The following is a 17,989-nucleotide window of genomic DNA, read 5'->3' on the forward strand; positions in this document are numbered from 1 at the left end:
AATTCGGAATTAGACCTTGCATTTATTTTTAAAAGCAAAATAAATAAGTATTAGTTGCAAAAATGCAAGGCTTAATATCACATATATTGAGTTTTTAAATCCTATTAAATAATTATCATTAAATACTTTTGAAATTACTAAAACTCCTAATACTCCAAAGCATTGTTGAAAAGTATTTATATAAGTATTTGCATTTGTTTTATCGCTACTTAAATTGATTGAATAAGCAATAATTACACTCATAGACATTCCTTGAGCGAAAGCATAAACTAAATACGATATTGAAAAATTTAATAAATTTTCTTCTAAATATAAAAATAAAATATTTGAAAAAATAATTAATATTACTCCAGTAAATGCAAGTTTAAAACTACCGATAACATTGCTTAAGAATCCACTAATAGGAGCTAATAAAGCAGCACTAATTGAGCCTAAAAACATAACTTTACTAGCATTAAAACTATCATAATCTAATACCGAAATCAAATAATTAGGAAGTATTAAAGAATAAGATAAAGCAAAAAACTGCATTAAAAATACCATTAAACTAGAACAAAAAAATCTATAATTAAAAGCAACTTTTAAAATATTACTCTTAAGCTTTATTAATAAATATAATAAAAGCAAAAATACTATAAAAAATCCGATATTATCAACGCTACAAACTAAACTTACAATTAATCCTAAAATCAAAAAATATTCTTTATAATCAAAACTAGCCTTGCTAGATAAATCATCAATATTAAAAATCCCTAAAATCAATGCAAACACTAAAAAAGGTATTAAGAATATGAAAATATCTCTAAATTCAAAATATTTCATAATAAACCCACCATAAATTGGTCCAAAACCAGGTGCAGTAGCCACTAAAAATACACAAAATCCTATTAAAAATCCAAAATACTTTTTACTAGCCTTAATAATTACTATATTAAACATTAAAGGCAAGGCAATTCCTGCTGCAATTCCTTGTAAAAATCTAGCAAGAACTAAAATATAAAAATTATTAAAACTAGCACACACTAAAAGACTTAATAAAAATAAAAAATTTGTAAATATAAATAATTTTTTTGTATTAAATCTTTGTAATAAGAATGAACTTGTAGGCATAATTAAAGTAAGAGCTAATAAAAACATAGAAGTAAGTAGTGATGCTGTTTTTATATCAATTTCATAAGTTTTTGTTAAATATTCAAAAGTTACATTTAAAGAAGTTTCTATTAATACACTTAAAAACGAAATTAAGCCTAAAGAAATTAGGCTTAAAATTAATCTCTTACTCATCAAATTTTATAACATATCTAAATGAACTAGAATTATTTAATAAATCATCATAAGCTTTATTAATCTCGTCTGCACTTATGATTTTTACTTCAGGATAAATCTTGTGCTTTAGCGAAAATTCAAGCATTTCTTTAGTTTCATTAATCCCACCTATTAATGAACCATAAATTTTCTTATGACTTACTCTAATTAAGGCATTTAGGCTAATTGATACTTTTTCATCAATCGGAGGCAAACCTACAATTGCCATTTCTCCGCCGTATTTTAAAGCTCTTGCGTATGCTAATACATCATATTTACTTGGAATTGTGCTAATTATTACATCAAATCTTTTATCAACATTATTAATATCATTATAATAATTACTTGCTCCAAGCTCTAAAGCGATTTGTTTTTTAGTATCGTTTCTTGCGATTACGCTTACATTTGCACCCATTGCCTTAGCGTATTTAAATGCCATTACACCAAGCCCACCAAATCCTGCAATTGCTACATCCATGCCTTTGCTAACTTTTGAAAACTTAAGTGGAGAATAAGTAGTAATTCCTGCACAAAATAGCGGTGCGATTAGCTCAAGCGGTGCATTTTCTGGAATATTTATCGCAAAATCTTTATGAACTTTTATATAATTTGAATATCCACCTTTTGTAATTTCATTATTATTAAAATAATCAACACTATTATAAGTCCATACAGCACCTTTCGAGCAAAACTGCTCGTTTGAATTAAGACAAGCTTCACACTCGCCACAAGAATTAATCAAGCAGCCTATGCCAGCCTTATTTCCTATTTCAAATTCCTTAACATTTTTGCCAACTTGAACAACTTCTCCTACAATTTCATGACCTGGAACGATAGGATATTTTGTAACGCCCCATTCATTTCTTGCTGCGTGAATATCACTATGACAAATCCCACAATAAAGAGTTTTTAATAATATTTCATCATCTTTTAACGCAGCTCTTTTAAAAGTAATTGGCTTAAAATTAGCTGCTTCATCATAAGCAGCCCAACCTTTTGTTAAAATCTCGCTCATAATTAATCCTTATTTACATTCTAAAGTAATTGTTGCTTTTAATCTTTCTAGTGTATCGTTTTCAACAGGAACACTATAAGCAATATCAGCATTCATTAGTCTCTTAGGATATGCGTGAATATCATAAGTTATATTTGAGATTACACAAGTTTTCTTTGAAATATTTGAATAATGCTTTGCTAATTCATCAGCTTTTTTATATATTTCATCATGTAATTCATCTTGAATTTTATCTAAAGCACTATCACTTACTATTGATTTTATTGCAGGGATATTTAGTGCAATATAGTCATTATTAGCTAGAATTTCATTTATGTTTTTTAATAAATTTTGATAGCTACTAAGCTCATCTTTGTTAAATCTACACTCAAAACCAGAATTAAATCTATATCCACTAGGCACACTCAGACCATCTTTATAAGCAATATTTTGCTCTAACATATAGCTACCGCCTACGCAAATATTACTATTTCTTACTAATTCTAAAACCTTATTAAATGTATTTGTAATACTTGCTTTTTCACTATCGCTTAAGTCTTCTTTAGTGCTTAAAAATTTGCTAGCACTAAATCTAGGATATGATATGTATGAATCATAATTTGCTTTTTTTGATACTTCTATATTTCTTACAATTTGGCTTTTATCATTTGTAATAAGTAAATTATAAGCCTTAGAAATCATTAAACCTAAAATAAAAAACACTAATAAGCCAAAGCCTAAACCAAAACCTTTTAAAAAATTCTTCATTTTATCTCCTTAAAAAATAAACTCCATAAGCAAAAATTGCTCCAAATACTGCTCCAAAAATATGTGCTTGCCAAGCTACATTACTAAACATTAAAGCACTAATTAAGCTTGTAATTGCAATCGCTACAAAAAAGCCATTTTGTCTTAAAACAATTGCTGCATAGCCCATTAAAGCACTAATAGCTCCACTAGCACCTAATAAAACAAAATTATAATATCCCATATTTATCATTAAATAATAATACGCTAAAGATGAAAAAATAGCACCCAAAACATACACTAACACTAAATGAGTTTTATTGCAAAATCTAAGAAGATGAGATAGCATAAAAAGCATAACCATATTCATAAAAATATGATTAAAATCACTATGCAAAAATGAATAAGTAAAAAATGTATAAAAATCACTTCCATGATAAAGTGCAAAATTACTTACTAAAACACGCTTGCCGATTAAAAACCCTAAAAAATAAATAAAAATATTTAAAAAAATAATCGCATAGAAAATCATCTTAACCCTTTAATATCGTTAAAGTAATATAATAAATTATCATTTTATTAAAAAGGGTTAAAAATGCAAAAAAAAGTATATTTTTATGCAACCTGTCTAGCAAGTGCTGCTATGCAGAACACGATTTTAAACTCTATTAAGCTTTTAAGAAGTGCCGGAGTTGAAGTGATTTTTAAAAAAGATCAAACCTGTTGTGGGCAACCTAGTTATAACACAGGATATTTTAAAGATACTAAAAAAGTAGCTTTATATAATGCTGAATTATTTAATGAAGATTTACCTATCGTAATTCCTAGTGGAAGCTGTGGCGGTATGATGAGCCATGATTATGTTGAGCTTTTTAAAGATGATGCAAATTATGAAAAAATCAAAAAATTTAGTTCAAAAGTAATAGAGCTTAGTCAATATTTAGAGCAAATCGGATTTAAGATTGAAGATAAGGGCGAACCTATTAAGGTTACTTGGCATACAAACTGCCACGCTTTAAGAGTTCAAAAAAGCATTGATGCTAATAAAAACTTATTAAGAAGTCTTAAAAATGTTGAATTAGTAGAACTTAAATACGAAGAAGAATGCTGTGGTTTTGGTGGAACATTTAGTGTAAAAGAACCTGAAATCTCAAACGCAATGGCTCAAGCAAAAGTAAATGATATTGTTGCAAGTGGAGCAAAAGTTATAATCTCTGCTGATGGCGGATGCTTGCTAAACATTCGTGGAACAATTGCAAAAATGGGTCTTGATATAAAAACTTATCATTTATATGACTTTTTAGCTGCTAGAATGCAAGGAGAAAAGATATGAAAAATCATAGCGAATTAATCAAAACTAAATTAGCTGATAAGCAAATGAGAGAAAACGTTAGCTCTGCAATGCACGCTTTACAAGATAGAAGAAAAGCTTTAATTAATGCAAAATTTCAAGATTGGCAAGGGCTAAGAACAAAGGCACAAAAAGCAAAAAATAATGCTTTATATACTTTAAAAGATAGAGTATTAGAATTTGAAAAAAACGCTACAAAAAATGGTATGAAAGTTCATTTTGCAAATACCAAAGAAGATGCTTGCGAGATAATTTATGAGCTAATGATGGAAAAGAAAATTAGCAAGGTATTAAAAGGCAAATCAATGGCAAGCGAAGAAATCGGCTTAAACCATTATTTAGAACATAAAGGCTTAAATGCGATTGAAACTGATTTAGGAGAGCTAATTTTACAATTAGGTAATGAAACTCCTGTTCATATCGTTGTTCCTGCAATTCATAAAAACCGCTATGAAATCGGAGAATTATTTAGCGAAAAATTAGGCGTTGCAAAAGAAAGCGAACCTGAGAAATTAAACGCAATTGCTAGAACTCATCTAAGAAATGAATTTGAAGGCTTAGAAATGGGTATTAGTGGGGTGAATTTTGCAGTTTCTAGTGAAGGTGCTATTTGGCTGATTGAAAACGAAGGCAATGGTAGAATGTGCACTACAGCTCCAACTATTCATGTAGCAATTTGTGGAATTGAAAAAATCGTAGAAAGCTTTACTGACGCAGCTACAACCGATACATTATTAACCCCTTCAGCAACAGGACAATTCATACCTGCATATAATAATATAATCACAGGTCCTAGAAAAGCTGATGAGCTAGATGGTCCTAAAGAAGTGCATGTAATATTGTTTAATAACCATAGAACAAATATTTTAAGCAACGAAGATTATTATGAAGCGTTACGCTGTATTAGATGTGGTGCTTGTATGAACTTTTGTCCTGTGTATGATAAAATCGGTGGTCATAGCTATGATGCTGTTTATCCTGGACCAATCGGAGAAGTTATATCGCCACAATTATTCGGAATGAATGAGCATGGGGATATTTTAAGTTTATGTTCTTTATGTGGTCGTTGCTCTGAAGTTTGCCCTGTAAAAATCCCACTTGATAGCATGATTAGAAAACTGCGCCGTGATAAGATAGGTGAAGCTGGAGACAATGCTCCACTAGGTGCAAATGAATTAGAGCATAGCGCAATGGAAAGCTACGGATTTGCTAAGTTTGCTGATATTGCTACAAGTCCAAAAATGTGGAGAGTTGCTATTGGTAATGCAAGTAAGTTTAACTGGCTATTACAAAGCGTAGGAACAAGTCTGCCTGTGCTTAAAAATTGGGCAACATATAAAGACTTACCTGAACTTAAAGGAAATATATATAAAGAATTAGAGAACTTAGAAGGAGTTTCTTATGAATAAAAGAATTGAAGAAATCAGCAATCGCTCAAGAAATCAAATATTAAACGCAATTGAATGTGGAATAAAACACGAGTTAAACGAAAAAAGTGTAGATCCAAGCGTTCATATAAAACAAAGCGATAATCCTTTAGAAGAAACAAAAACCAAAATGAGCGAAAATAAATTTGAAGTTCATGAAGTTGATGGCTTAGACAATGTTTATGATGAAATAAATAAAATCACAAGCTCTTATGGATATACATCATTAATTTATCCAAAAAGCTTAAGTGCTAATGTAGAAAAAATTAATGCAAGCAAAAAAGTTTGTTTTGATAAAAGTGTTGAAGAGCTAAGAAGTGAAGTTTTTCATAGTGATTTTTCAGTAATTGATGTAGAGTTTGCTATTAGCTCACATGGGGTTGCTTGTGTAAAATCAAGTGCTAGCCAACCTAGAATGCTAAGCCTTGCACCAATGCTTTGCATTATGCTACTTGATAAGACGAAAATTGAACCTTCACTTGCAAGTGGTCTTGCTAGAATAAAGGCAGAAAATGATGTATTACCTACTAATATTTTATATATAGCAGGTCCTAGTAGAACATCTGATATTGAGCTTGTAACCGTATTTGGCGTTCATGGTAGCCAAAAGGTTCATATAATCTTTTATTAAAACTTTAATCCCTAAGATATTTAGGGATTAAATATTTTAAATCAAATTCCTATTTCAAATTCTTTGATAATTTAAATAAAAACTATTGATAATCATTATAAACTCGGAATAAACCACCCAAACCACCCAAACCACCCAAACCACCCAAACCACCCAAACCACCCAAACCACCCAAACCACCCAAACCACTCCAACCACTCCAACCACTCCAACCACTCCAACCACCCAAACCACCCAAACCACCCAAACCACCCAAACCACAAAAACCACAAAAACCACAAAAACCACAAAAACCACTCAAAAACCATGCAAGAGTTAGAAAAAGAAGAAATATAAAAAGTATTTAAAGTTTATGTTTAAGTATTTAAAAAATAAAGGAATTTGAAATAGGGATTTGTTTTAATATTGATTTTTAACACTTATAAGATTATTCTTAAGAAGTTTAAAAGTTAGCTTTTTTAATTTGAATTTGTGTAAAACAGATTAATTCTTTTTCTTTTATGAAATCTAAATATTGTTTTAAATTCCTATTTCAAATTCTTTTCAATTTTATAAATATTTTCAAAAATTTAAATGAATTTTCTTGGTAAAATCAAAGCAAATAACTGAATTTAAAAACAAAGACTATTAAAATATAAAGCATTTTAAAAAGCAAATTCCTAATTCAAATTCTTAGTAATTTTAAAAGAATTTGAATTAGGAATTAAAGATTAATTCCTAACTTTTAAAGCATCACTTTGCTTATTTAAATCTCTTATAAAATCGCTCATTTTTACATCTTTTCCTAAAATCTTAAGATAGATATAATAATTTGCTAAAACCTTTTTACCATACAATCTGCTTTCTAAATAAGGCACTAATTCCATTGATAAAAATGGCTCATATTTTTTATATTTAGAATCATTACTAAACATATATTCTTTTTTTAGCATTCTTTGAGTAAAGCCTAAACCACCATTATAAGCATAAGCTATAAAAACTGGATGATTTACTCCCTTTTTTAAAGTGTTTAAATGTGCGTTTGCAAACTTATATGCAATTTCTGGCTTAAACATATTTGTAACATCAAAATTATTATCATTAAAATCAACCTTAGCCGTATGAGTTGCTACAAAAGGCATAAATTGCATCATACCTAAAGCATAAGAAGTGCTAACAGAAGCTGGTAAAAATCTACTCTCTTGCTTAGCAATTGCAAGTATTAAAGCCTTTTGCTCTACACTATAATTACTTAGCTCTTCAGGGAATGGAATAGGATAAATGTTATCTTTAAAATTACTTAATTTATCGCTAATTACTAAATATTGACCTTGAGTATTTTTAGCATCAAATTGCTCTTTCATTTGCTCTAATTTTTCTTTATTTGCATTTTTTAACTCAATCATAAATCTTGCTTGAACTAAAGCATCATCTATTGGATAATCAATAGTTTTTGTTGGATTTGGGGTTATGATTTTAGGAAGTGGTGTGTTTGTAAGCTCTTTTGCTAAAATGCTATAAATGTTTAAATCTTCACTATTTGCTAAAGTATCTAAATGTCTTGTTTTATTACTTGCTAAATATGCAAAAAATAAGGCATTATCTCTTGGTCTTTTATATTTATAAGTTTTACTTGCTCTTAAAAAATATTTCTCTGCTAAAGCGTTTTTGTTAAACATTAAAGCATTTAAACCTAAAGCAAATGCTAAATCTTCTTTAGCGTCTTCTTTATCTAACAAGCTTAATCTTTCTCTTATTTTTGGATATTTATCATCTACTAAAGCTGAGTTTAAAAACTTATAAGCATTAGGATGCTCCATCATACTAGCTCTTGTCTTTGGACCTGGAGAAAAATCATCTAATTTATACCCATCATAATAAAGCTTCATCAAGGTCTTGCCATCACCTGTTTTAATGCTTTGTGCTATTGGATTTTTATTTGCTAGAATGCTTAATTGTGAGCTTAGTTCTTTATTGCTATCTTTAAAAGTATTTGCTAATTTTTTTAGATTTTCAACACTTAATTTTTTAGCAAAATTCACTTCTTTTAGTCTAAAAACCTGACATTTTTCGCTTGCGTTCATAATAGAATTAATAGAATAATTATAACAAGAATCAGGGCTTAAAGGCTTTGGAGCTTCTTTAATAGCTACTTTGTCATATTCTTTTTTAATAACGCCTAAAAAACGAAATATATGGCTTTTAAATTCCTTTAAATCTTCTTTTTTGATTTCTTTATCTTTTAATAAATTGTATAAAAAGAAGTCCTTAGCAAGTGAATTTGGCTCTTGTTTTAATTCTTCATAGGTATATGCAAACAAGGCATTGATAATAACTAAAATAGCTAATAATTTTTTCATTTTTTACCTTTATAAAATTGATTTAATAATTAATTTTGCAACTTCATGTATTCCAAGTTGCAATAAATTTATTCCTATAATCACAGCAATAGGAGCTAAACTAATCATTCCAATATTTAAAAATCTTTGTGGAATTATCATATAAACTATATCAAAAGCTGGTTTGCTAAGTTTTGCAAGTAATAAATATATCTTAAAAACCCAAGGGTTAGAAAATGCTTGCATAACAAAAGAAAACAAACAATAAAAAATAACAATATAAGAATATATATTTAACGCTATCATTAAAATATCTCTTATTATAAGCACTAACTCAGCTAAGCTCATTTTTAACCTTTAAAAACTCACTCATACAAGGTGCAATTATTTCATAAATAGCAGCTAATTCAGGTCCGTGATTTGCTCCGCTTAATAATAATCTTAAGCTCATGAAAAGTTGCTTGCCTTTTAGATTGCAAGAATGATTTTGCTTAAATTCATCATATTTAAGTGCTAAATTAGGATTTTTTAATTCATTTTCTAATAATTTTGCACTTTCAATAAATTCTTCATTATTTGCAAAAACTACGCTAAAAGGTAAGAAAAACCCGCTAAGTTTTGCTCTAATCTCATTAAGTGTGCTAGCTTCTTCTAAATAAAGCTTAGCTAATTTTGCAAGAGCTTTAGGGTTGTTAAACTTAGCTAAAAACTCATCTTTAAATAAAAGCCTTACTAATATTTCATCATCAAGTAATTTTATATGCTCACGATTTATAAATCTTAATTTTGCCATGCTAAATCTAGCAGGAGATTTAGAAATATTGCTTATTTCAAACCAAGAAATAGCTTCTTGCATAGTAAAGATTTCATTAGGAGTTTTATTTCCTAAAGATAAAAGATAATTAGCAATAGCATCAGGCAAAAACCCTTGCTCAAGCAGCCAAGCTACACTTGAATGATCTTGTCTTTTGCTCATCTTTTGTCCTGTAACTTCGTCTAAGATTATAGGCAAATGTGCATATTGCATACTTTCATTAAAGCCAAGAGAGGCTTTAATATGCTCTTGTTTTGGAGTATTGCTTACATGATCTTCTCCACGGATAATAAAACTAACACCTTCGCACATATCATCCATTGAACATGCAAAATTATATGTAGGTGTCCCATCAGCTCTTAAGATTACAAAGCTATCAACATCGTTTGGCTCAAACGATAATTCGCCTTTTATTTCGTCTTTAAATGTGATTGTAGCTTTTGGCTTTTTAAGTCTTATTACGAAAGGTTTTTCTAATTCCTGTTTCAAATTCTCGCAAGTTCCATCATATCTATAAGCTCTTTTTTCATTCTTAGCTAATTCTTTTTTAGCTTCAAGCTCAGCTTCAGTGCAATAGCATTTAAATGCCGAGCCATTTTCAAGTAATTTAGCAGCTAATTTTTGATGAGTTGCAAGGTGAGTGCTTTGCACATAATATTCATCCCAATTAATTCCAAAAAGAGTTAAAATCTCTTTAATATTTTCTTCTAAGCCTTTAATATTTCTTGCTGTATCAGTATCTTCTATTCTTAAAATAAACTTTTTATTATATTTTTTAGCGCATACATAATTAATAATTGCAGTTCTAAGATTTCCAATATGCATATTGCCAGTAGGCGATGGAGCAAATCTAAACATTTGTAATTCCTTGATATGATTTTTCATAATTCTATTTTAAGAAAGTAAAAAGAGTGCCAATGAAAGCAGTATTAAAGCAAATTTCTTTTTTTAAAAATTTTAACGAAAATGAGCTTGATGAATTAGCAAAAATTTGCATTCATAAAAGCTATGAAAAAGGTGAAATGCTATTTTTTGAAGGAGAAAGTAGTAAGTATTTACATCTATTAATTAAAGGAAATATTAAGGTTTATAAAACCAATCAAAAAGGAGCTGAAATTTTTATGCATAAATTAACTCCTATTTCTTTTGTTGCTGAGCTTGCAAACTTTGAAAATATTCCTTTTCCTGCAAGTGCGAGTTTTTTAAATAGTGGAGAAATTATTAAAATAGATTTTGATGAATTAAAGAATAAATTTTTAACTAAAAGCGATTTCGTATTAGCGCTTTTGAGTGGTTTATCAAAAAAGCTAATATATTTATCAGAATTCGTTCATAATGAAATGATTTTGAGTGCTGAAGCAAAACTAGCTAAATTAATTTGCGAACAAAATGAATTGTTTAAGACAATAAAACACATTCAATTAGCTTCTTTTATAAACCTTGCGCCTGAAACTTTTTCAAGACTTTTAGCTAAATTTAAAAATGATGGAATTATTAGCTTTAATGATGATAAAAGCTTGATAATTCACGATGAAAAATATTTAAAATCACTTTACGAGATTTAAGATGAGTTTAAGCCATTTATTATTTGCCATAGCATTTTGCGTTGCTGTATTTATCGCTAATGCTTATATTTATAGGCGTTTGTTTGCCTTGATTTTTCCTAAATATAAAAGATTTTTTTTAGGTCTTTGTGTAGTTTTATTTATTAGTAATGTTGTGTTTTTGTTCTCTATGAGAGCAAACTTTTTACCTGATATTCTTTATATGGTTTTATCAGCACTTTTAGGTTTTTCGTTCTTTTTCTTTTTGATAGCAATTTTTTATGATATTTTAAAGCTAATCAGTGCAAAGACTATTAAAGGCAATTTTAATGAGCAAAGAAGAAAAACTCTAAAACTAATTTGCGATATAGGTATTTTATTTATAGCATTTGGCTGTTTTTTACAAGGAATTTATAAAGCTATTAGAATTCCACCCATTAAATATGTAGATATTAATGCAGGACTTGGAGTAAAAATCGCAATGATAAGTGATGTACATTTAGGTAAAAATCTTCATGAAGACTTTTTAAAAGAACTTATCGCAAAAATTAATGCTCAAGATGTAGATTTTATAGTAATTGTGGGAGATTTGATTGATACCGATATTAATGAAATTACTTATCTTGATTTATTAAATACTTTTAATAAGCCTTGTTATTATGTAACAGGCAATCACGAATACTATCATGACGCAACTAAAATACTAGAAAAATTAAGGCAAACAAATATAAAAGTCTTAGAAAATGAAAGCATTGATTTAGGCAAAATCGTGCTAAGCGGTGTAAATGACTTAAGGGGAGCAAAATACGGAATGCCTATGAACTTAGCTCCTATTTTTAAAAGTTATAAAGAAGAAAAATATAATATCTTATTAGCTCATCAACCTGTTGTAGCTAAGAAATTTGATTTAAGCAAATTTGATTTGGTTTTAAGCGGTCATACTCATGCAGGGCAGATTTTTCCATTTAGTATTTTAGTATTAATGCAGCAAGGATTTTTGCATGGGCTTTATGAAATAGGTAAAAAGACAAAGCTATATGTTAGCAGTGGTGCTGGATTTTGGGGTCCATCTATACGCTTTTTAGCACCTAGTGAAATCGCTATTATTAAACTTTAAGGAATGTTATGAGAAAAATTATTTCAAGAATTTTTGGCAAAATTGTAAGCATTAAATATCCAAAATTTATGCAAAATTACATAAACAAAACCTACATAAATCATTTTAATATACCTATGGATGAATTTAAGTATTATAAAGAATACGATAGCTTAATAGCTTTATTTACAAGAAGATTAGAAAAAACAAGAGAGCTTGAAGATGGCTTTATAAGTCCTTGTGATGGCACGATTTTAAGTTTTGCAAAAAGCTCAAATCTAAAGGCATTTAGCATAAAAGGCAAAGAGTATGATATAGCTGAATTATTAGGATTTACTCCTAAAAATGAGCTTGATTTTTTAAATATATACCTTAGCCCAAGAGATTATCATAATTATCATAGCCCTTGCGATATGCAGGTTTTAAATCTTAAATATTTTTGCGCTGAGCTTTTTAGCGTAAATTTAAAAGCACTTGCAAAACATGATAATTTATACTCAAGAAATGAGCGTGTGGTTTTAACTTGTAAAAAAAATGATGGAAGTATTTTTTATATGGTTTTCGTTGGAGCTGTAAATGTTGGCAAAATGGAATTTGATTTTGATACAAGCGTGCAAACAAATATGAAAAATGCAAGTGATTATGAGAAAAACTACGATAATGTAAGCTTAAAAAAAGGCGAAATGCTAGGAAGATTTTTAATGGGTTCTACTATTTTGATTTTAGGAGAAAATTTAAAACTTACTTGCAATGAAGGTGCTATTAGGTTTGGAGAAAAAATTGCAAACAATTAAGAAAACCAATGCAGCAAGATTTTTGGATACATTAAAAATAGAATATGAATTATTAAGCTATGAAGTAGGAGATGATTTATCAGCAATTTGCGTTGCTAATAAGACCAGTCAAGATATTAAATATATTTATAAAACTATAGTTTGCGAAGGTAAAAACTCTTTATATGTAGGCTGTATTCAAGGAGATTTAGAACTTGATTTAAAAGCCTTTGCAAAAGCAGTTAATGAAAAATCATTAAGTCTTTTAAAGTTTGATAAACTAAAGGATAAAACAGGATATATTAGAGGAGGTTGCTCTCCTTTTGGTATGAAAAAAGATTTTGTAAGATTTATTGATGAAAGAGCTTTAGAGCTTGATTATTTTGTAATTAGTGCAGGACTTCGTGGGCTTCAGCTTAAAATAGATTCAAAATACATAAAAGACTTATTTCAAATAGCTAAACTCTCAAGCGATAAAGAATAAGCCTAATTCCTATTTCAAATTCTTTAAGAATTTCAAATAGGAATTACAAAATTTATTCTATTACTAAATAATCAATTATATTTTTATTTTCTTCTAAGAATTTTATAACTCCATAATCTCTTTCTTTGCAACTCGTTATAAAATCTTTATATATAGTTTTGTTATTTAATTTATTTTTGTTGTTTTTAATGTATATTTCGCAATCGCCTATAAATTTTCTTAATAATTCTTGCTTTGGTGGATATTTATAACATTTACATTGTATCAAATGCACTTCATTATTTTTATAAGCTATTAAATCAACCCCTTTGTCTTTTTTACCTTTAATATATCCATTAGGATATACACTATATCCTAAGTTCTCAAAATAACATTTTATTTTATACTCGTATTCTTGACCTTTTTTAATATTTTCTTCTTTATTTTTAAGATAGTTTTTATAATTTTCTTTTTGCTGATTTAATTTTGCTTTTAATTCTATGTTTTCTTCTTCTAGTTTTTGTAATTTTTGTTTATATAATGCTACTTCATAATTTGTATTGTAATATTCGCCTTTATTTATTAAATCAAATTTTATTTCTTCTTTTATGTTTTTGTATCTTTCTTTATATTCTTTTGATATTTCTTCTCTTAATCTCTTTTCTATTTTCATAGTTAATTCTTCTTCAACTTCTTTTTTTAGTCTTTCTCTAAAACTCTTTTTTATTAATATTTGCCCCATTTTTGGTTTTAGCTTTAAAATACTATGTTCTTCTAATCCGTATTTTGTCATAGCTATATAAAAACCGACAATTGATAATGTTAAAATAAATATCAGCACAACCAATACTCCTTAATTTATCTAATAATCTCATTATAAAAAGTTTTATAAAATATAATAATAATATAATAATTTTATAATATTAATTTTGATTTGTGTTATTAATGAAGTATTATTTTGTCTTATTTATACAAATTTGCGAGATTTTAAAAATTCGCCCCTTAAAAGCCTATCACATAGGCATTTTACCCCTATTAAGTTTCACTTAAGAAAAGCAATAAACCAACATAAAAAAACAACATTTTCTAAGTAAAATAAAACTAAACTATTTTAAGAATTTTTTAAGTTCAAAGATGTTAGAATTCTTAACATTTAAAAAAAGAAGTCTGATAAAGATTTATATATTAAATAAGTATTCTAATAATGCTAAAATGGTTGCGAAAGAGGGATTTGAACCCCCGTCCTTCGGGTTATGAGTTCTTAAATCTTTTTTTTTATTCTAATGTGGTTAATGCTACCCAACCACAAATAATAGAAAAAATAAGTTTTTAAGCTCTCATTAAGTAGCATTAACTTATAATAAGTTTAAGTTTAATTATGAAAAATCTATCTAGTATAATTTACTAGATAGTATTATTAAAATTAATATGATTAATAATATCCTATCCATAAAATTCCTTACGCTCTATTATCAGTGGTAAGAAACTTAAAAACATTTTATTATATATTTAATAAGCTTAATTTTTATTTATTTAATTATTAAATAATTGATTAAATTTTTATTTTCTTCTAAGAATTTTATAACTCCATAATCTTTTTCTTTGCAACTAGTTATAAAATCTTTATATATAGTTTTATTATTTAATTTGTTCTGATTGTTTTTTATATATATTTCACAATCTCCTACAAACATTCTTAATAAATCTTGCTTTGGTGGATTTTTATAGCATTTACATTGTATCAAATGCACTTCGTTATTTTTATAGGCTATTAAATCAATTCCTTTATCTTTTTTGCCATTTATATAGCCGTTTGGATACACATTGTATCCAAGACTATCAAAATAACATTTTATTTTATACTCGTATTCTTGACCTTTTTTTATATAGTAGTCGTTAATATTGTTCTCTTTTGATTTCTTTATACTTTGATAAAATTTTTCATTAAACTTTTTTTCATTTTCTGAAATTTTATTTTCTTCTTTATCAGCTTTTTTATGTTTTTCGTTTATTGCTTTTATTGCTAATTTATTTTCATTGTATCTTTTATAAGATGGTGAATTCATAAATGAAAAATTATTTTTTTTAATCTTATTGTTTGTATCTTGTTTATAGTATATATAAATCATATATATTGTAAATGCTATTAATAAAAATAATGATAATTTCATTCTCCAAGTTCTTTATTGATTATTTTTAACTTTATTTCAAGTAATATTTTTTCTTGTTCTTTTTCACTTAATTTTTTTAAATTGTCTATTAATTCATTTATCAAATTACTTTCTATATTACTTTTTTTTTCTTTATATGCCATAACTATTGCATATAGATTTGGTTTTGATTTTTTCCAATTATAAAGCGTAGGGTGTGTAATATTTAAAAAACTTGCTAATTCTCTATCAGTCATCTTTTTTACCTTAATAAAAATTATACAAATTTAATTGATAAAAATTAAATCATAGTTATGAAAATTTTTATATTAATATTATATTTTTACCATATATTGAAAATATTTTTTAATTTTTAAAATATTTTTGGTAAAAAATATAATAATTATATTGACAAGATTTTAAAACTATGGTAATATTTGGTTAAATTATTTTACCAAAGTAATTTAATTTTAGTGCAAGTTTAAAATCCTTTCTTACTTGCACTTAAAAATAATCAAAAAGAAAGGTAATAAAAAAAGAAAGGATAAGAAAAATGGAAGTTTGTAACTTTAATTTTTTAAAGAGTTTAGAATTTTATTTAAAGCTTGATAAATTCTGTGAATCTAATTCTCTTTATTATTATATTTTTAATAATTTTTATTTTAGTTGCGAAACTAAAACCGAATATTTTAGAATTTTTTATGAAGATGAAGAATATATTACTCATTATGATTTTAGTTTATATTCTAAGCATTCTTATACTAAAAAATCAGAAGAATGTAGTCTCAAACATTTTTTAAAAATTGTTATTCCAAGAGAAGACTATGATGAAAATTTATTTAAAAAAGTTTCTAATTCTAATTTTGTAGATAGCTTTGTGTTTGAAACAAAAGAAAATGGTTATTGTCTTACATTAGAACTGAATGTATTTTTAAAATATGAAAATCTTATTGAATTGTTTAATGATTATTTTATTCTTATTAATAAAGAAAAATTTTTGAAATTTGAAAATTAAAAAAAAAGGAGATTATTATGGAAATTATAAAAGAAGAATTTAAAGTAAATTATGAAGTTTTTAACTCTTGTTTAGTTCGTTCTAGTGGTTCGGGTGTAATTCAACAAACCGGCTTAAAATATAACGCAAGTGTGCGTTTATCTTGTAGAAATGTTTATGAAGTTTTTAATGAAAAAACTAATTTTACTGATACTAAAGAAACTAGTCTTACATTTAAAATCCCTTGCTTGTCTGATAGCGATGCGGGAATGCTAGCAATGTCTTTTAAAAATTATTTTAAAACAAATAAATCTTTAGTTTTGAATGGTTCTTTGCCTACATATCAAAACAATGAATACTCTGTAAATATAGATATGTCTTATGATGAATTAATGAAGATTTTAAATTCTAAAAAATAAAAGCTGTGTAGTCTTGATTGACTACACAAACTAACTTAAGCACTCTTTTTACGAGTGTTTAATTTAGTTTGCAAGCTAAAAAAAAGATTTAATTTTATTAATTTATGGAGAATTTATTATGAAAAAAGTTAAGAATTTTTTATCAAAAAACAAGATTTTAGGTGCTACTACTTTAACTGCTTTAATGGCTAGTTCAGCTCAAGCTGCTGTAACTTTTGATGAAACTGCTGGTTTCGGTGGTTCTATTGATTTAGCATTTTTCTATGGTGGTGCTGCACTTATTCTAACCGCTTATGGTTCTATGTTTGCAATTAAAAGAGTTATTAGTATGTTTAAATAATACTTTTTGCATTTTCTGAAACACTGAACGCCCCGTTTTTTCGTGTCTTTTTTTTTATCCATAAAAAAAAAGCACGAAAAAACAATTAATAGGGCGTTCAGTCGCCCGTGTGGGTGGCAACCCACCTTATTTTATATTAATAACTATTACTTAAATCTTAGAGCTAAATAAGTCTAAAAAATAATCTAAAAGCTTTAAGTAATAGTTATTTCAAATAACTTTAAGAACCAAAAAAAACAAGAAAGGATAAAAATTAGAATGATTTATAATTTTGATTTAAGCTTTTTAATAGTTTGTTTTAATTCAATCCTTGCAATTTGCATAATTGCTAAATTTTCTACTTTTATTTTTTCTTATGTAAAAGGATTATTCAAATGATAGAAATAGATATACAAACTCTTAATTTATCATTAAAAGAATTTAATTTCTTGATGTCGCTTACTGCTATTTTGTTAGGTTTTTGCCTATTTCAAATAATTATATTTTTATTCACAAGGGGCTAATATGAGTATCTATAACATTACTAATATTCCAAGCTTTGATTTATTCTTTAGTATTTTTTTAGAAGTGATTATTTATGCCCTACCCTTGTTGATTTGTTTTACACTTTTTAAAGCTAAAGG

At 27.0% G+C, this 17,989-nt stretch carries 22 protein-coding genes; 11 read left to right on the top strand and 11 right to left on the bottom strand.

Annotated features, from left to right (window positions below; all coding sequences use genetic code 11):
• Positions 1–9: 9 nt before the first annotated feature.
• From AC1B00_RS02650 to AC1B00_RS02665, 4 genes are read right to left on the bottom strand one after another with little or no spacing between them, the layout of a single operon-like run.
• Positions 10–1,284: an MFS transporter gene (locus AC1B00_RS02650; protein ID WP_488847970.1), complete on the bottom strand. Its 1,275-nt coding sequence runs from the start codon at positions 1,282–1,284 to the stop codon at positions 10–12.
• Complete coding sequence (locus AC1B00_RS02655; RefSeq protein WP_488847971.1) at positions 1,277–2,320, bottom strand: NAD(P)-dependent alcohol dehydrogenase; 1,044 nt, start codon at positions 2,318–2,320, stop codon at positions 1,277–1,279. The genes AC1B00_RS02650 and AC1B00_RS02655 overlap by 8 nt, the downstream gene beginning before the upstream one ends.
• A gap of 9 nt (positions 2,321–2,329) precedes the next feature.
• On the bottom strand, positions 2,330–3,067 hold the full coding sequence (locus AC1B00_RS02660) for a hypothetical protein (protein WP_488847972.1): 738 nt from the start codon (positions 3,065–3,067) through the stop codon (positions 2,330–2,332).
• Position 3,068: 1 nt separating this feature from the next.
• Complete coding sequence (locus AC1B00_RS02665; RefSeq protein WP_239818257.1) at positions 3,069–3,578, bottom strand: rhomboid family intramembrane serine protease; 510 nt, start codon at positions 3,576–3,578, stop codon at positions 3,069–3,071.
• A 63-nt stretch (positions 3,579–3,641) separates the two neighbouring features.
• Here AC1B00_RS02665 and AC1B00_RS02670 point away from each other — a divergent pair, with 63 nt between their 5' ends.
• Genes AC1B00_RS02670 through AC1B00_RS02680 form a run of 3 tightly spaced genes read left to right on the top strand, consistent with a single transcriptional unit; the run spans position 3,642 to position 6,455 of the window.
• Complete coding sequence (locus AC1B00_RS02670; protein WP_239818256.1) at positions 3,642–4,379, top strand: (Fe-S)-binding protein; 738 nt, start codon at positions 3,642–3,644, stop codon at positions 4,377–4,379.
• Positions 4,376–5,806, top strand: coding sequence for a LutB/LldF family L-lactate oxidation iron-sulfur protein (locus AC1B00_RS02675; RefSeq protein ID WP_488847973.1), 1,431 nt, complete (start codon positions 4,376–4,378; stop codon positions 5,804–5,806). Before AC1B00_RS02670 ends, AC1B00_RS02675 begins: the two co-directional genes overlap by 4 nt.
• Positions 5,799–6,455: a LutC/YkgG family protein gene (locus AC1B00_RS02680; protein ID WP_239818254.1), complete on the top strand. Its 657-nt coding sequence runs from the start codon at positions 5,799–5,801 to the stop codon at positions 6,453–6,455. Before AC1B00_RS02675 ends, AC1B00_RS02680 begins: the two co-directional genes overlap by 8 nt.
• An 82-nt stretch (positions 6,456–6,537) precedes the next feature.
• Here AC1B00_RS02680 and AC1B00_RS02685 read toward each other — a convergent pair whose 3' ends face one another.
• From AC1B00_RS02685 to gltX, 4 genes are all read right to left on the bottom strand, one after another.
• A complete protein-coding gene (locus tag AC1B00_RS02685) occupies positions 6,538–6,756 on the bottom strand; it encodes a hypothetical protein (protein ID WP_488847974.1) in 219 nt (72 codons plus the stop codon).
• 409 nt (positions 6,757–7,165) lie between these two features.
• Positions 7,166–8,794 carry a lytic transglycosylase domain-containing protein gene (locus tag AC1B00_RS02690; protein WP_488847975.1) on the bottom strand — a complete coding sequence of 543 codons (1,629 nt, stop codon included), beginning with the start codon at positions 8,792–8,794 and terminating at the stop codon, positions 7,166–7,168.
• Positions 8,795–8,803: 9 nt separating this feature from the next.
• A complete protein-coding gene (locus AC1B00_RS02695) occupies positions 8,804–9,121 on the bottom strand; it encodes a YggT family protein (protein ID WP_488847976.1) in 318 nt (105 codons plus the stop codon).
• Positions 9,108–10,445 carry a glutamate--tRNA ligase gene (gene gltX / locus AC1B00_RS02700; protein ID WP_488847977.1) on the bottom strand — a complete coding sequence of 446 codons (1,338 nt, stop codon included), beginning with the start codon at positions 10,443–10,445 and terminating at the stop codon, positions 9,108–9,110. The genes AC1B00_RS02695 and gltX overlap by 14 nt, the downstream gene beginning before the upstream one ends.
• Positions 10,446–10,504: 59 nt before the next feature.
• Here gltX and AC1B00_RS02705 point away from each other — a divergent pair, with 59 nt between their 5' ends.
• The 4 genes from AC1B00_RS02705 to AC1B00_RS02720 are packed head-to-tail and all read left to right on the top strand — an operon-like array spanning position 10,505 to position 13,484.
• Positions 10,505–11,152, top strand: a complete 648-nt coding sequence (locus tag AC1B00_RS02705) for a Crp/Fnr family transcriptional regulator (RefSeq protein ID WP_488847978.1) — start codon at positions 10,505–10,507, stop codon at positions 11,150–11,152.
• Between the two features lies 1 nt (position 11,153).
• On the top strand, positions 11,154–12,248 hold the full coding sequence (locus AC1B00_RS02710) for a metallophosphoesterase (protein ID WP_488847979.1): 1,095 nt from the start codon (positions 11,154–11,156) through the stop codon (positions 12,246–12,248).
• Between the two features lie 8 nt (positions 12,249–12,256).
• The gene (locus AC1B00_RS02715) at positions 12,257–13,021 is read left to right on the top strand and encodes a phosphatidylserine decarboxylase (RefSeq protein ID WP_488847980.1); all 765 of its coding nucleotides are present in this window, start codon (positions 12,257–12,259) and stop codon (positions 13,019–13,021) included.
• Positions 13,008–13,484 carry an aminoacyl-tRNA deacylase gene (locus tag AC1B00_RS02720; RefSeq protein ID WP_488847982.1) on the top strand — a complete coding sequence of 159 codons (477 nt, stop codon included), beginning with the start codon at positions 13,008–13,010 and terminating at the stop codon, positions 13,482–13,484. The genes AC1B00_RS02715 and AC1B00_RS02720 overlap by 14 nt, the downstream gene beginning before the upstream one ends.
• Positions 13,485–13,536: 52 nt before the next feature.
• On the opposite strand, the gene AC1B00_RS02725 is transcribed toward AC1B00_RS02720, so the two are convergent.
• From AC1B00_RS02725 to AC1B00_RS02735, 3 genes are all read right to left on the bottom strand, one after another.
• Positions 13,537–14,304, bottom strand: a complete 768-nt coding sequence (locus AC1B00_RS02725; protein ID WP_488847983.1) for a restriction endonuclease — start codon at positions 14,302–14,304, stop codon at positions 13,537–13,539.
• 688 nt (positions 14,305–14,992) lie between these two features.
• Positions 14,993–15,634 (bottom strand): restriction endonuclease, encoded by a 642-nt coding sequence (locus tag AC1B00_RS02730; RefSeq protein ID WP_488847984.1) that lies wholly within the window; start codon positions 15,632–15,634, stop codon positions 14,993–14,995.
• Entirely contained in the window at positions 15,631–15,870 is a 240-nt protein-coding gene (locus tag AC1B00_RS02735; protein WP_488847985.1) for a hypothetical protein, read from the bottom strand. Before AC1B00_RS02735 ends, AC1B00_RS02730 begins: the two co-directional genes overlap by 4 nt.
• A gap of 296 nt (positions 15,871–16,166) precedes the next feature.
• Here AC1B00_RS02735 and AC1B00_RS02740 point away from each other — a divergent pair, with 296 nt between their 5' ends.
• From AC1B00_RS02740 to AC1B00_RS02755, 4 genes are all read left to right on the top strand, one after another.
• Positions 16,167–16,628 carry a hypothetical protein gene (locus tag AC1B00_RS02740; RefSeq protein ID WP_488847986.1) on the top strand — a complete coding sequence of 154 codons (462 nt, stop codon included), beginning with the start codon at positions 16,167–16,169 and terminating at the stop codon, positions 16,626–16,628.
• Between the two features lie 17 nt (positions 16,629–16,645).
• Positions 16,646–17,026: a hypothetical protein gene (locus AC1B00_RS02745; RefSeq protein ID WP_239818241.1), complete on the top strand. Its 381-nt coding sequence runs from the start codon at positions 16,646–16,648 to the stop codon at positions 17,024–17,026.
• 118 nt (positions 17,027–17,144) lie between these two features.
• Positions 17,145–17,366 (top strand): hypothetical protein, encoded by a 222-nt coding sequence (locus tag AC1B00_RS02750; protein WP_488847987.1) that lies wholly within the window; start codon positions 17,145–17,147, stop codon positions 17,364–17,366.
• A 374-nt stretch (positions 17,367–17,740) separates the two neighbouring features.
• Entirely contained in the window at positions 17,741–17,869 is a 129-nt protein-coding gene (locus tag AC1B00_RS02755; protein ID WP_488847989.1) for a hypothetical protein, read from the top strand.
• The last annotated feature ends 120 nt before the right edge of the window (positions 17,870–17,989 follow it).

It is taken from the genome of Campylobacter sp. DY7, assembly GCF_057802535.1.